Origin of the sequence: Pseudomonas sp. SLBN-26 (genome assembly GCF_006715895.1) — a bacterium.
Lineage (GTDB): Bacteria > Pseudomonadota > Gammaproteobacteria > Pseudomonadales > Pseudomonadaceae > Metapseudomonas > Metapseudomonas otitidis.
Genome location: NZ_VFOB01000001.1, coordinates 1,122,000 through 1,134,480 on the forward strand (window position 1 = coordinate 1,122,000; position 12,481 = coordinate 1,134,480).

At 70.1% G+C, this 12,481-nt stretch carries 11 protein-coding genes; 2 read left to right on the forward strand and 9 right to left on the reverse strand.

The features are described from left to right. Positions 1-79: 79 nt before the first annotated feature. The 9 genes from FBY21_RS05105 to FBY21_RS05145 form a co-directional block, all read right to left on the reverse strand. Positions 80-1,666, reverse strand: a complete 1,587-nt coding sequence (locus FBY21_RS05105; RefSeq protein WP_142009145.1) for a flavin monoamine oxidase family protein — start codon at positions 1,664-1,666, stop codon at positions 80-82. 531 nt (positions 1,667-2,197) lie between these two features. Next, positions 2,198-3,406, reverse strand: a complete 1,209-nt coding sequence (locus FBY21_RS05110; RefSeq protein ID WP_142009147.1) for a dipeptidase — start codon at positions 3,404-3,406, stop codon at positions 2,198-2,200. A 37-nt stretch (positions 3,407-3,443) separates the two neighbouring features. Further along, positions 3,444-4,397 carry an ABC transporter substrate-binding protein gene (locus FBY21_RS05115; RefSeq protein ID WP_142009149.1) on the reverse strand — a complete coding sequence of 318 codons (954 nt, stop codon included), beginning with the start codon at positions 4,395-4,397 and terminating at the stop codon, positions 3,444-3,446. A 15-nt stretch (positions 4,398-4,412) separates the two neighbouring features. After that, positions 4,413-5,246, reverse strand: a complete 834-nt coding sequence (locus FBY21_RS05120) for a class II aldolase/adducin family protein (RefSeq protein ID WP_142009151.1) — start codon at positions 5,244-5,246, stop codon at positions 4,413-4,415. 28 nt (positions 5,247-5,274) lie between these two features. Next, entirely contained in the window at positions 5,275-6,219 is a 945-nt protein-coding gene (locus FBY21_RS05125) for a D-isomer specific 2-hydroxyacid dehydrogenase family protein (protein WP_142009154.1), read from the reverse strand. Beyond that, positions 6,216-7,415, reverse strand: a complete 1,200-nt coding sequence (locus FBY21_RS05130; RefSeq protein ID WP_142009157.1) for an acyl-CoA dehydrogenase family protein — start codon at positions 7,413-7,415, stop codon at positions 6,216-6,218. Before FBY21_RS05130 ends, FBY21_RS05125 begins: the two co-directional genes overlap by 4 nt. Continuing rightward, positions 7,412-8,173 (reverse strand): ABC transporter ATP-binding protein, encoded by a 762-nt coding sequence (locus tag FBY21_RS05135; RefSeq protein ID WP_044402864.1) that lies wholly within the window; start codon positions 8,171-8,173, stop codon positions 7,412-7,414. The genes FBY21_RS05130 and FBY21_RS05135 overlap by 4 nt, the downstream gene beginning before the upstream one ends. A gap of 2 nt (positions 8,174-8,175) precedes the next feature. Continuing rightward, complete coding sequence (locus FBY21_RS05140) at positions 8,176-9,012, reverse strand: ABC transporter permease (protein ID WP_142009159.1); 837 nt, start codon at positions 9,010-9,012, stop codon at positions 8,176-8,178. A gap of 187 nt (positions 9,013-9,199) precedes the next feature. After that, on the reverse strand, positions 9,200-10,120 hold the full coding sequence (locus FBY21_RS05145) for a LysR family transcriptional regulator (protein ID WP_021221877.1): 921 nt from the start codon (positions 10,118-10,120) through the stop codon (positions 9,200-9,202). Between the two features lie 107 nt (positions 10,121-10,227). On the opposite strand from FBY21_RS05145, the gene FBY21_RS05150 reads away from it, so the two are divergent. Then, positions 10,228-10,836 carry a cysteine dioxygenase gene (locus tag FBY21_RS05150; RefSeq protein ID WP_142009161.1) on the forward strand — a complete coding sequence of 203 codons (609 nt, stop codon included), beginning with the start codon at positions 10,228-10,230 and terminating at the stop codon, positions 10,834-10,836. Further along, a complete protein-coding gene (locus tag FBY21_RS05155) occupies positions 10,833-12,416 on the forward strand; it encodes a rhodanese-related sulfurtransferase (protein ID WP_142009163.1) in 1,584 nt (527 codons plus the stop codon). The genes FBY21_RS05150 and FBY21_RS05155 overlap by 4 nt, the downstream gene beginning before the upstream one ends. The last annotated feature ends 65 nt before the right edge of the window (positions 12,417-12,481 follow it).

Below are 12,481 nucleotides of genomic sequence, written 5' to 3' on the forward strand. Positions count from 1 at the left end.
CCAAGGTCTGTGTTGGCGCCAGCCTCGGAGGTCCGCTACCTGGCAGGTGGATCTGGTTATGGATGTGGCGCGGCGTGGTTCAGGCCGTTTGCCGGTGTTGCGACGTGCCTTGCGCACGCTCGAAGATGTTCCGCACCACGCGCCGGGCAGCGCCGGCGGCGGCTTCCTGCCAGATGCCCACGCCGCTGTGGGCGAGGCCGTCGCTGGTCAGGTGCACGCGGCCCTGGGCCTGGTTGAGCAGGCCGTAGTCCGGCTCCGCCACCTCGTGGCTGATCCAGGGGCCGAGGCTGTGGGGAATGCGGTTCCAGGCGATGGCCAGCGGCTTGCGCAGGTCCTGCCCGTGGCCGGGGTGCAGCAGCTCCACGGCCTGGCGCGAGAGGGCGATCTGCTCATCGATGGTCTTGTCGCCGAATTTGCGCGCCACCTCGCCGTTGTTGTACGCGGCGATGAGGATGCCCTCGGCCTGGTTGAAGCCGCCGCTGGGGTACCAGAGCCCCGAGGCCTCCTGGTTGATGAAGGAAAGCCCGCCGTAGATCTGGTAGTCGGTCTCCCAGAAGCGCCGCGATTGCCAGGCCACCTTGTTGGCGTAGCCGAACTGCACCGCCGAGATCGCCTGGCGCACCGGCGCGGTGAAGTTGCTGTCGATCCTGGCCAGCAGCGGCAATGGCAGCGCGATCACTGCGTAGTCGCTGGTCACCTGCTGCTCGCGGCCGCTGCGGCGGTCGCGGTAGCCGATCTCCACGCGGTCCTCGTGGTTGCGGATGGAGCGCACCTCCGCCCCCAGGCGCAGGGACGGCTGCAGGTGGCGCTGGAAGGCCACCGGGATGCGGTCCATGCCGCCCACCGGCTGGAACATGGTGGGCGAGAACTCCGGGTATTCGTCGATCATCAGCGCGGTGCCCAGGGCCGGGTTGAGCAGCGTGCGCAGCGGCAGCGGCTCGTTCTTCTGCGCCAGCTGGTCGCCGGCACCGGGCCACACCTTGTAGCCGGAGCGCGCCGAGCCGAGGTAGTCGAGCTTGTCCGACAGGTCGCCCCAGGTCTTGAGGAAACCCAGCAGGTTCTGCCGGTCGGCTGCGTTCAGCTCCTGGTCCAGGGCCTGGCGGTTGACCGCCTTGGCCAGCAGCTCGGCGATGTGGCCACGGCTGTCGTTCACCGCCTGGCGGATCTGCATCGGCGGCGCGGACAGGTCCGGGCGCACCAGGGCGTTGCGGCTGGTGTTGACCAGCACCTCCAGCTCCACGCCCAGCTCGCGGCAGTAGCCGAGCATCAGCTGGTGGTGGCTGGGCAGGCGCGCGGGGCCGGCGTTGAAGTAGAAGCCTTCGTCGAAGTCGGCGACCTGGGTGGTGCCGTCGGTGTACTCGACGCGATCGCCACGGCGCAGCGTCCAGTTGCGCCCGCCGACCCGCTCGCGGGCCTCCAGCAGGGTCACGGCGAAACCGGCCTTGCGCAGCTCGTAGGCCGCCACCAGCCCGCCGATGCCGGCGCCGACCACGGTGACGCTGGCGCCCTGCCCCAGCCCGCTGGCCGGTTGCAGCGCCGCGTAGTTCTCCTGGCTGGCAGCCGTGGCCGGGCTCATCACCCCGAGCACACCCATGGCCGCCATGGCGGCGCGGTAGCCCCCAACGGCACCGATACGGGCGATGAGCTGTCGTCTGGTCAAAGGCATTGCAGGCACTCTCCTTGATTCCCTTCCACCAGGCACGGCTCGCCCGATGGCGCCCTTCCCTGGCTGCACCCGGATATCGCATCCGGTTATAGATTCACATCCAAGAGCTTCGAAATCGCTCTATGTGGAGCCATCCTATGGGGCGTAATTTGATAAGAGAAATACATTTTGAGCATATGCAAATATTAAAATGTTTCATTTTTATCAATCTGCATATTGCGCAAAACGCATAATCATCTTGAAACATCATGCCCATGTAGCCCAAGGCACCGGCGGCGCGGTGTTGGCGGGAGAGCGGAGCTGACGAGACGGGATGGCAACCGTAGGAGGCGAAGGGCGCCGGTTCAGTCCGGGGGTAGCGGAAACCCCGTTCCCGGGCTGAAGCCCGGGCTACGGTTTGCCTGGACCTGCGTTTACCGCATGGGATGGCGCTGAGCGATTTCGTGTGGAGATCGGCGCCAGGGGGCATCTGGGTAGCCCGGACTTCAGTCCGGGGATGCCACAGGCTTCGCTCCCGGGCTGAAGCCCGGGCTACTTCGAGGCGGCGTTTGCTTCCGCTGCCGCCAGCACCCGCAGCAGGTTGCCGCCCCAGATCGCGACGAGGTCCTGCTCGCTGTAGCCGGCGGCGAGCAGGCGTTCGCTGATGCGTGGCAGGTCGCTGACGTCGCGCAGGCCTTCCACGCCGCCGCCACCGTCCCAGTCGGCGCCGATGCCGACGTGTTGCGGGCCGACCACGTCGAGGATGTGCAGCAGGTGCGCCATGAAGTCGTCCAGGCGCGTGGGTGGCAGCGGGTAGCGGGCATCGGCCTCGCGGATGCGCCGGGCGAGGTCGGCCACCTGTTCCGGGGAGAGGCTGGCGGCCAGGCGGAACTCGCGGTACAGCGGCGCCAGGACCTTGTCCCGCTCGGGGTTTGGCGGCCGGGGGACCAGGTCGCTGGGGAAGCTGTTGACCTGTATCACGCCGCCCTTTTCCGCGAGCCTGCGCAGCCGCGCGTCGTCGAGGTTGCGCGGGTGCGGGCCGATGGCGCGGGCGCCGGAGTGCGAGGCGATCACCGGGGCGCGGGACAGCGCCAGCACCTGGTCGAACACCGCGTCGGAGGCGTGGGACACATCGATGAGAATCCCCAGCCGGTTGGCCTCCCCCACCAGTTCGCGCCCGGCCGGGCTTAGGCCGTGCCATTCCGGCAGCGCGGTGGCCGAGTCGGCGAATGAATTGTTCTGCGCGTGCACCAGGCCGAGCATGCGCAGCCCCAGGCGCTGGTAGGTGGCCAGGCGGCCCGGGTCGGCGGCCAGGGGCTCGGCGTTCTCCATGCTGATCAGCACCACGCGGCGCCCCGAGGCGACGATGCCCGGCACCTCCTGCGCGCGGGTGGCCAGGGCGAATTCATCGGGCCGTGCGGCGACCATGTCGCGGATGCGGGTGATCACCGCCAGGCCGTGCTCGCTGGCCAGGGTGCGCCCCTCTGCCGTGCGTGGCCCCTGGGGCGTGAACACGGCAAAGAAGCCGCCATCCAGCCCGCCCTCGCGCATGCGCGGCAGGTCGACCTGGGACAGGTCGTCGGCGTAGCGGTGGCGCTGGCTGATGTCCCAGCCGGGCCGCGCCAGTTGCATGGGGGTGTCGAGGTGGCTGTCGAGCACCAGCAGCCGCTCGTGGAGGGCGCGGATAGCGGGCGGGACGTCGGCAGCCTGAGCGCTGCCGGTGAGCAGTGCCAGGGCGATCAGGGTTGGCTTGAGGTGCATGGAACCGATCCTTGGATGCCTGGGATACGTGACGGGCTCAGCCCCAGCGGAAGCTCCAATCCCACAGCGGCGCCACGTCCAGCCGCTGCGGCAGCACACCGGCCTCGAAGAAGGTGTCGGCCACGGCCTGCTGGGAGCGCACGGCTGCGTCGTCCACCGCCTGCAGCACGCGCGGCCCGCTCTGGGCCTTGTACTGGGCGAGGAACACCTCGCGGGGGATGCCGAGGATCTTCTCGCTCTTGGCCGCCCAGGCCTCCGGGTTGTGCTGCACCCATTGCCAGCTGCGGTACTCGCGCTGGACGTAGTCCTCGATGGCGGCGCGCTTGCCCGGGTCGTCGATGGCGCGCTGGTTGGCGGCGATCACGTAGTTGCCGGAGAGATACCCCTGCCCCGTGCGCAGCACCCGTGCGCCGCTGCGCAGCTCGGCGAGCTGGATGAAGTAGCCGAAGGTCACCCAGACATCCAGGTTGCCGTTCTGGAAGGCAGCGAAACCGTCCTGGGGCGTCAGGGCGAAGGGCTGGATGTCGGCCAGGGTCAGGCCCTGCTCCTTCAATGCGCGCAGCAGCATGTAGTGCGAGGAGGTGGAGCGGATGTAGCCCACGCGCTTGCCCGGCAGCTCCGCCAGGGACTGCATGGCCGAGCCCTTGGGCACCACGAAGGCCTGGTTGTTGACGTCGCCGGTGAGCACGGCGATGAGCTTCACCGGCGCCTGGTTCCTGATGCCGAAGATCGGCGGGATCTCGCTCATGGGCGCGAGGTCCAGGGTGCCGCTGATCAGCGCTTCGAAGCCGAGGTTGCCGCCGTTGAACTCGGCGTATTTCACCGCGTAGGGCGGGCGCTCGATGCCCGCCTCGTCGAAGAAGGTGGGCGCCGCGCCCTTGTAGGTGGCCACGTTCAGGCCGATGCCGTTCCAGTCCCGGGCGAAGGCCGTGGGCAACGCGCAGGCGAGCCCGGCCAGGGCGGAGTACTGGAGGAAGTGACGGCGGTTCATGGGGGCTCCTTGCAATCAGTCGAGGAAGTCGGGCTCGTCGCGCAACAGGCGGTCCCAGTAGGGCTGGAAGCTGAACCAGCCGCCGAATTCGGTGCCCACCTGGCGCGCGGTGTGTTCGGCCACGGCCGGGGGAATGGGCCGGGGCGTGCCGGCGGCCTCGGCCAGCAGCTGGGCGTGGGCGGCGTTGTCCAGGGCGATGAAGCGCCAGACGGCGGCCTCCACGGTGCGGCCGACGGTGAGCAGGCCGTGGTTCTGCAGGATCAGCGCGACATTGCTCGGCCCCAGGGTGGCGGCGATGCGCGCGCCCTCGCTGGCTTCCAGCACCACGCCGGTGAAGTTGTCGAACAGCGCGTGTTTGCCGTGGAAGGCGCAGGCGTCCTGGGTCAGCGGGTCGAGCAGGCGCCCGAGGCTGGACCAGGCCTTGCCATAAAGCGAATGGGCGTGGGCGGCGGCGACCACGTCCGGCCGGGCCTCGTGCAGCGCGGCGTGGATGGCGAAGGCGGCGAGGTTGAGTGCGCCCTGCCCTTCGACGATCTCGCCGTGGGGATTGACCAGCAGCAGGTCGGAGACGCGGATATGGCCGAAGTACACGCCCACCGGGTTGACCCAGAAGTGGTCGGGAAACTCCGGGTCGCGCACGGTGATGTGCCCGGCGCCGCCCATGTCGAAGCCGTGGCGGGCGAACAGGCGGAAGGAGCCGGCCAGGCGCTTCTTGCGCAGCAGGCGCTCGGCCTCGACCGTGGGCTGCTGCGGCGGCTCCTGCCAGCGGAATACGGTGTGGCCATCGCGGGGCAGCGAGTAGGCCGTGGGTTGCGGGGTGCCGGTGAGTCCGGTCAGCCTGGCGGTCATGCGGTTTCTCCTTGAAGGGCCGGCGGGCTCAGTAGCCGCGCCCGGCCTGCACCAGGTTTTCCAGCGGTTGTCCGCTGTGGAAACGTTCGAGGTTGCGCGCCAGCAGCGCGGCGAGGTTGCGGTACACCTGCGGCGTGTTGGCCGAGGTGTGGGGGCTCAGCCGTACACGGGGATGGCTGTAGAACGGGTGCCCGGCCGGCAGCGGCTCGGGGTCGGTGACATCGAGGCTGGCGAGGGCCAGGCGCCCGTCGTCCAGGGCCTGGAGCAACGCGGCCTGGTCCACCAGGGCGCCGCGCGCGACGTTGATCAGGTGCAGGCCGGGGCGCGCCGAGGCCAGGGTCTGGCGGTTGACCACGTGGTGCGTCTCGGCGGTGGCGGGCGCGGCCAGTACCAGGTGGTCGGCGCGAGCGAAGAGTTCATGGATGTCGCCGGCACGCTGTACGCCGTCCAGGCCGAAGGGCTGGGGTGAACGGCGCAGGGCGAGCACCTGCATGTCCAGCGCCAGGGCCTTGCGCGCCAGGTCCCGGGCGATGCTGCCGAAGCCGTAGAGGCCGAGGGTGCTACCGGCCAAGGAGGCCAGCGGGCGTTGCTGCCAGGCGTCGGCGCTGTCGATCCACAGCTCGGGCAGCTGCTTGGCGGCGGCGAAGATGGCCGCCAGGGCGAACTCGGCGATGCTGCTGGCGGTGGCACCCCGGGCGCTGGCCACCGGCGGGCCGTCGAACAGCCAGGGCGGGAAGAAATCCAGCCCCGAGCTCACCAGTTGCACGAAGCCCAGGCCGAAGGGCCAGCCGGGCGGCGGCTCGGCGGCGTTGCGCCAATCGGCGTGGGGCGCGGCGAGCAGCACCTGTACGTCCGCCGGCAGCGTGCTGGGCAGGCCACGAGGCAGGTCCAGCACCTCCACGCCTGGCAGACGCGCGCGCAGCAGGTCGTTGAAGGTGCCGTCCAGCTGGCTGGCGATGCGTGCCCGGCTCATACCTGCCCGCCCCGGCTGGGCAACGCGAATGCGGCGCGGCCGGCGGCGCCGAGCACGGCGTCGTTCTGCGGGGTGTGGATGCGGCTGCAGAGCACATCGCGGTAGTGCCGCTCCAGCGGGTTGCCGCGGGCCAGGGCCGGGTTGCCGATGGCTTCCACGCCCAGCTCCACGGCGGCGATGGCCTGGGTGGTGACCAGGTACTTGACCTGGGTCGCCTCGCTGGCGGGGATGCGGCCTTCGGCGGCGGCGTCGAGCAGCACGCGGTTGGACAGCAGCAACGCGTCGATGCGCCCCACCAGCTCCTGGAAGCGCGGCAGGCTGGAGAGCGGCGCGCCGAGGTTGGCCGGCGTGCGCTCGGCCAGCCAGCCCACCAGCCAGTCACGGGCGGCGCGGGCGACGCCGTCGTAGATGCTGGAGAGCAGCACGGCGAGCCAGAGCACGCCGCTGGAGTCCAGCTCCGAGGGGCGCGGCTGGCTGGCAGGGAGGATGTCCACGGCGTATTCGTCGGGCACCAGGACGTCGTCGAAGACCACGTCGTGGCTGCAGGTGGCGCGCATGCCCAGGTGGTCCCAGGTTTCCTCGATGCGGATGCCCGGCGTGTCGCGGTGCACCAGCCAGGTGCCGACGCGGGGCTCGGCTTCGTCGCTGCGCGCCCACACAGAAAGCCAGGTGAGCCCGGGAATGCCGGTGGAGTAGATCTTGCGCCCGCTGATGCGCCAGCCCTCGGGCACGCGCCGGGCGATGGTGCCCGGCAGGCCGCCACGGGCGGGGGTGCCCAGGTCCGGCTCCACGCGCAGGGCGTTGATCAGCGCGCCCTCTTCCACCGCCTCGCGGGCCAGGCGCAGGCGCAGGTGCTCGGGCCAGGCCTGGTTGGCCTGCAGGCGCGCGTGCTGCAGGTACTGCATCACCAGCACCAGGGCGGTGGATGGCTCGCCCCGCGCCACGGCGGCGATCACCCGGCGCGCCTGGGCCAGGCTGGCCTCGCTGCCGCCGAGGCGACGCGGCACGGTGAGGGCGATGAGGCCGTGCTCGTGCAGGCGGCGCAGGTTGGCGTGGGGGAATTCGCCGTGGCGGTCGTAATGGGCGGCGCTGGCGGCGAACTCGTCGCTGAGCTGGGCCAGCAGGTCGGCGAAGGCCGGGGAATCGAGGTCGGGCACGCGGGCCGTCTCCTTGGCGGTTTTCAAGTCGAGGCTCATCGTTGGGCGGTCCGTGCGAGGGTGTGGACGAAGGGGCTGGCCGGCGCTTCGACGCCGAGCAAGGTGAGCAGGTGCTGGCGCAGCTCCTGGAAGCCGCGGCTGGCCACCTCCCGTGGACGCGGCAGGCGCACGGGGATCTGTTCGGCGATGCGTCCGGCCTCCAGCACGACGACGCGATCGGCCAGCAGCACCGCCTCGTCGACGTCGTGGGTGACCAGCAGCACCGAGGGCTGGTGGGTGCGCCACAGCTCGATGATCAGCTGGTGCATGCGGATGCGGGTCAGGGCATCCAGCGCGGCGAAGGGCTCGTCCAGCAGCAGCAACTCCGGCTCGCGCACCAGGGCGCGGGCCAGGGCCACGCGCTGCGCCTCGCCGCCGGACAGGGTGCCGGGCCAGGCGTCGAGGCGATGGCCCAGCCCCACTTCCTGCAAGGCGGCCAGGGCGCGGGTCTGCGGGTTGGCGCCGCGCAGGCCGAGGGCGACGTTGCGCCAGGCGCGCTTCCAGGGCATCAGCCGGGGTTCCTGGAACACCGCCGCGTGGGCTTCGGGCACCTCCAGCGTGCCGCCGTCCACCGCGTCCAGCCCGGCCAGGGCGCGCAGCAGGGTGGTCTTGCCCGAGCCGCTGCGCCCCAGCAGGGCGACGAATTCGCCGGCACCCAGCTCCAGGTCGAGGCCGTCGAGCACGGCCTGGCCGGCGAAGCGACGGGTCAGCCCGCGCACGCGCACCGGTGGGCGCAGGCGTTGCAGCGCAACATCCATGGTCAGTTCCTTATGAAGGTGGGGCGCCAGGCCAGGGCCAGGCGTTCGAGCAAGCGCACCAGGGCGTCGATGGACAGGCCCAGCACGCTGTAGACGATGAGGCAGATGACGATCACGTCGGTGCGCATGAAGTCGCGGGCGTCGTTGACCAGGTAGCCGAGGCCGGCGCTGGCGTTGATCTGCTCCACCACCACCAGGCCGAGCCAGCTGATGCCGAAGGCGTAGCGCAGGCCGACGAAGAAGGACGGCAAGGCGCCGGGCAGGATGACGTGGACCACCAGCTCCAGGCGGCTGAGACCGAACAGGCGCCCGGCCTCCACCAGCTTGGGGTCGACACCGCGGATGCCGGAGAACAGCGTGAGGTAGACCGGGAAGGTGGTGCCGAGGGCGATCAGGGCGATCTTCGGTGTCTCACCCACGCCGAACCAGAGGATGAACAGCGGCACGATGGCCAGGAACGGCAGCGTGCGCAGCATCTGCACGGGGGAGTCGATGATCAGCTCGCCCCGGCGCGACAGGCCGCCCAGCAGGGCCAGCACGGTGCCGAGGGACACGCCTATGGCCAGCCCGCTGAGGGCGCGCTTGAGGGACACCCAGAGGTGCCCGGCCAGCTCGCCGCTGGCGATCATCTGCCAGAGGGTGTCGCCGATGGCACTGGGCGCGGCGATGATGCGCGCCGGCAGCAGGCCCGTGCGGGAGGCCAGCTCCCAGAGCAGGAGCAGCACCAGCGGGCTGACCAGGCGCAGGCCGAGGTTGCGCCAGCCCTTCCAGCGCAGGGGCGCCAGCAGGGCCGTCAGTGTGGTGCCCGGGGGCACCAGGGCGTTGCTTCGCCGGGACATTCCTTCTCCTCGCTCGGGGCCTTTCCAATGGTCGGGGGCCGCAGGCGGGAGGTTGGATCGAGCCCGCTGCAGCCTGGCTTGACCCACATGCTATCCATCTAAAAAACCGCAGTGAAATTCGATCTGGTTCTAATCTAATATACAAATCGCGCATCTAACCGATGCGGTTACATGCAAGATGCTTTGGTTATGAGCCTGCCGCGGCCCCCTCCTCCGCCTGATGCGCCACGCGCTGGGCCACGGTCTCGCCGAACAGCGCCACCGGCGCCTGCAGGTTGCCGAGGAAGCGCGGGTGGATCAGCCACAGGTCGATCACCGGCTTGAAGTCGCTCACCGGCACCACCTCCAGCCGCTCGCGGTGGCGGCTGTTCTCCAGCAGCGGGCGCGGCACCAGGCCGAAGCCCAGGCCATTGGCGATCAGCCCCAGTTGCAGTTCGGTGCCGAAGGTCTCCAGGTTGATGCGCAGCGACAGCCCCTCGTCGCTCAGGGCGCGTTGCAGGCCGGCGCGGAAGCCGCAGCCATCGGGGTTCAGCACCCAGCCGCGCTGGTAGCAGTCGGCGAGCTTGCAGGAGCGCTTGCGCACCTCGCCCTTGGCCGCGACCACCACCAGGTCCATGCGCGCCAGGGAGCGCCCGACGATGCCTTCGGGGAACACCTTGCCCGCCGGGAACAACGCCGCCACGGCGTCCAGCTCGCCGTTCTCCATCTTGCCCAGCAGGTGGCTGCCCCAGCCGGTGGAGACCTGGGTCTGCAGGTCCGGGTAGAGGGTCTTGAGCTGGCTGAGGGCGTCCAGCAGCACCACGTCGCCCACCGTCTGCGGCACGCCCAGGCGCAGCACGCCGCTGGGGGAGGAATCGCTCAGCACCAGTTCGCGCAGGGCGTCCATCTCGCGCAGCACCGAGCGGCATTGCTCGTACACGCGCATGCCCATGGGCGTGGGCTTCAGCGGCTTGGTGTTGCGGTCCAGCAGGCTGACGCCGAGGGCCTCCTCGAAGTTCTGCACGCGCCGGGTGATGGCCGGCTGGGTGAGCTGCAGGGACTCCGCCGCCTGGCTGATCGACTGGCTGCGGATGACGGCCACGAATGCATCGATATCATCTATCTTCATTCTTTATTCGCATAATAAATAGCTGGAAGAATACGCAGGAAGAATAATATCTTTTGCCCCGGCACGGTAGCGGTTACCGCTGCGCACTCACGGACATCGAGGGAACCATGTCTCAAACGCCCAACCTCGGACGGCTACGCGGCTTCATCGTCGACCTCGCCGACCTCCTCGCCCAGGCACCGGACGAGCCACGGATACTCGACCAGGGCGCCGCGCTGCTGCGCGACCTGGTGAGCACTGACGACTGGCTGCCGGACGCCTACGCCCAGCCCAGCCCGGAGCGCTATCAGCAGTACCTGCTGCACGCGGACTCGCGCCAGGCCTTCTCCATCGTCAGCTTCGTCTGGGGCCCCGGCCAGTCCACCCCGGTGCACGACCACCGCACCTGGGGACTGATCGGCATGCTGCGCGGCGCCGAACTCAGCCAAGGCTTCGCCCGCAACGCCGACGGCAGCCTGCGGCCCCAGGGCGCGGCCGAATCTATGCAGCCGGGCGATGTGGTCGCCGTGTCGCCCCGGGTGGGCGACATCCACCAGGTGCGCAACGCCTTCGAGAACCGCACCTCCATCAGCATCCACGTGTACGGCGCCAACATCGGTGCGGTGCGTCGCGCCGTCTATGCCGAGGGCGGCGTCGAGAAGCCCTTCATCTCCGGTTATTCCAACCTCCACCTGCCCAATATCTGGGACCTGTCGAAAGAGAGCCTGGCGCCATGAGCCGCATCCCCCTTCGCCGTTTTGCCGACATCCGCTCCGCCCTCCTCGCCCAAGAGGAAGTCGCCCTCATCGACCTGCGCGAGGAGGCCCCCTTCGCCGAGGCGCACCCGCTGTTCGCCGCCAACATCCCGCTCTCCAAGCTGGAACTGGAAGTGCTCGACCGCGTGCCCCGCCGCGACACCGCCGTGACCCTCTACGACGACGGCGAAGGCCTGGCCGAGCGCGCCGCCGAGCGCCTGCTGCAACTCGGTTACAGCGACGTGGCGTTGCTGGAAGGCGGCCTCGCCGGCTGGCGCGAGGCCGGTGGCGAGCTGTTCCGCGACGTCAACGTACCCAGCAAGGCCTTCGGCGAACTGGTGGAAAGCCAGCGCCACACCCCCTCCCTCGCCGCTGAAGAGGTGAAGGCGCTGCTGGACGCCAAGGCCGACGTGGTGGTGCTCGACGCCCGCCGCTTCGACGAGTACCAGACCATGAACATCCCCGGCTCCATCAGCGTGCCCGGCGCCGAACTGGTGCTGCGCGTGCGTGAACTGGCGCCGGACCCGGCCACCCGCGTGATCGTCAACTGCGCCGGGCGCACCCGCAGCATCATCGGCACCCAATCCCTGGTGAACGCCGGCATCCCCAACCCGGTGGCCGCCCTGCGCAACGGCACCATCGGCTGGACCCTGGCCGGGCAGACGCTGGAGCACGGCCAGCAACGGCGCTTCGCCGAGGTCGGCCAGCAGACCCGCGAGCAGGCCGCGCAGGACGCCCGCGCCGTGGCCGACAAGGCCGGCGTACACCGCGCCAGCCTCGCGCAGCTGAGCGACTGGCGCACCGAGGCCGGCCGCACCACCTACCTGTTCGACGTGCGCACCGAAGAGGAATACCGCGCCGGCCACCTGCCCGGCGCGCGCTGGGTCGCCGGCGGCCAGCTGGTGCAGGAGACCGACCACTACGCCAGCGTGCGCGGCGCCCGCATCGTCCTTGCCGACGACGACGGCACCCGCGCCAACATGACCGGCTCCTGGCTGGCGCAACTGGGTTGGGAGGTGCATGTGCTCGATGGACTCACGGCAGCGGACTTCAGCGAGAGCGGCGCCTGGCGCCCCGCCCTGCCCACCCTACCCCAGGTCGAAGCCATCGCCCCGCAGACCCTGGCCACCTGGCTGGAGCATGGCGACACGGCGGTGCTCGACTTCACCGCCAGCGCCAACCACGTCAAACGCCACATCCCCGGCGCCCGCTGGGTGCTGCGCGCCCAACTGCGCGAAGCCCTCGCCAGGGTTCCGAAGGCCGAGCGCTACGTACTCACCTGCGGCAGCGGCCTGCTGGCCCGCTTCGCCGTGGACGAAGTGGCGGCCATCACCGGCAAACCCGCCTTCCTGCTCGACGGCGGCAACACCGCCTGGGCCGACGCCGGCCTGCCGGTGGAAGCCGGCGAAAGCGGCCTGCTGTCACCGCGCATCGACCGCTACCGCCGCCCCTACGAAGGCACCGACAACCCGCGCGAGGCCATGCAGGCGTATCTGGATTGGGAGTTTGGGTTGGTGGAGCAGTTGGGGCGGGATGGGACGCATGGGTTCTTTGTGGTTTGAGGGGAATCGCTGAGTGCCTGACCTCTGCCAGGGGCAGGCACTCACGTCGGTTGATGGAATGGACA

Coding starts and splice junctions, on each gene's coding strand:
- FBY21_RS05105 (WP_142009145.1), bottom strand. CDS start 1,666: ATGCCTTTGACCAGACGACAGCTCATCGCCCGTATCGGTGCCGTTGGG.
- FBY21_RS05110 (WP_142009147.1), bottom strand. CDS start 3,406: ATGCACCTCAAGCCAACCCTGATCGCCCTGGCACTGCTCACCGGCAGC.
- FBY21_RS05115 (WP_142009149.1), bottom strand. CDS start 4,397: ATGAACCGCCGTCACTTCCTCCAGTACTCCGCCCTGGCCGGGCTCGCC.
- FBY21_RS05120 (WP_142009151.1), bottom strand. CDS start 5,246: ATGACCGCCAGGCTGACCGGACTCACCGGCACCCCGCAACCCACGGCC.
- FBY21_RS05125 (WP_142009154.1), bottom strand. CDS start 6,219: ATGAGCCGGGCACGCATCGCCAGCCAGCTGGACGGCACCTTCAACGAC.
- FBY21_RS05130 (WP_142009157.1), bottom strand. CDS start 7,415: ATGAGCCTCGACTTGAAAACCGCCAAGGAGACGGCCCGCGTGCCCGAC.
- FBY21_RS05135 (WP_044402864.1), bottom strand. CDS start 8,173: ATGGATGTTGCGCTGCAACGCCTGCGCCCACCGGTGCGCGTGCGCGGG.
- FBY21_RS05140 (WP_142009159.1), bottom strand. CDS start 9,012: ATGTCCCGGCGAAGCAACGCCCTGGTGCCCCCGGGCACCACACTGACG.
- FBY21_RS05145 (WP_021221877.1), bottom strand. CDS start 10,120: ATGAAGATAGATGATATCGATGCATTCGTGGCCGTCATCCGCAGCCAG.
- FBY21_RS05150 (WP_142009161.1), top strand. CDS start 10,228: ATGTCTCAAACGCCCAACCTCGGACGGCTACGCGGCTTCATCGTCGAC.
- FBY21_RS05155 (WP_142009163.1), top strand. CDS start 10,833: ATGAGCCGCATCCCCCTTCGCCGTTTTGCCGACATCCGCTCCGCCCTC.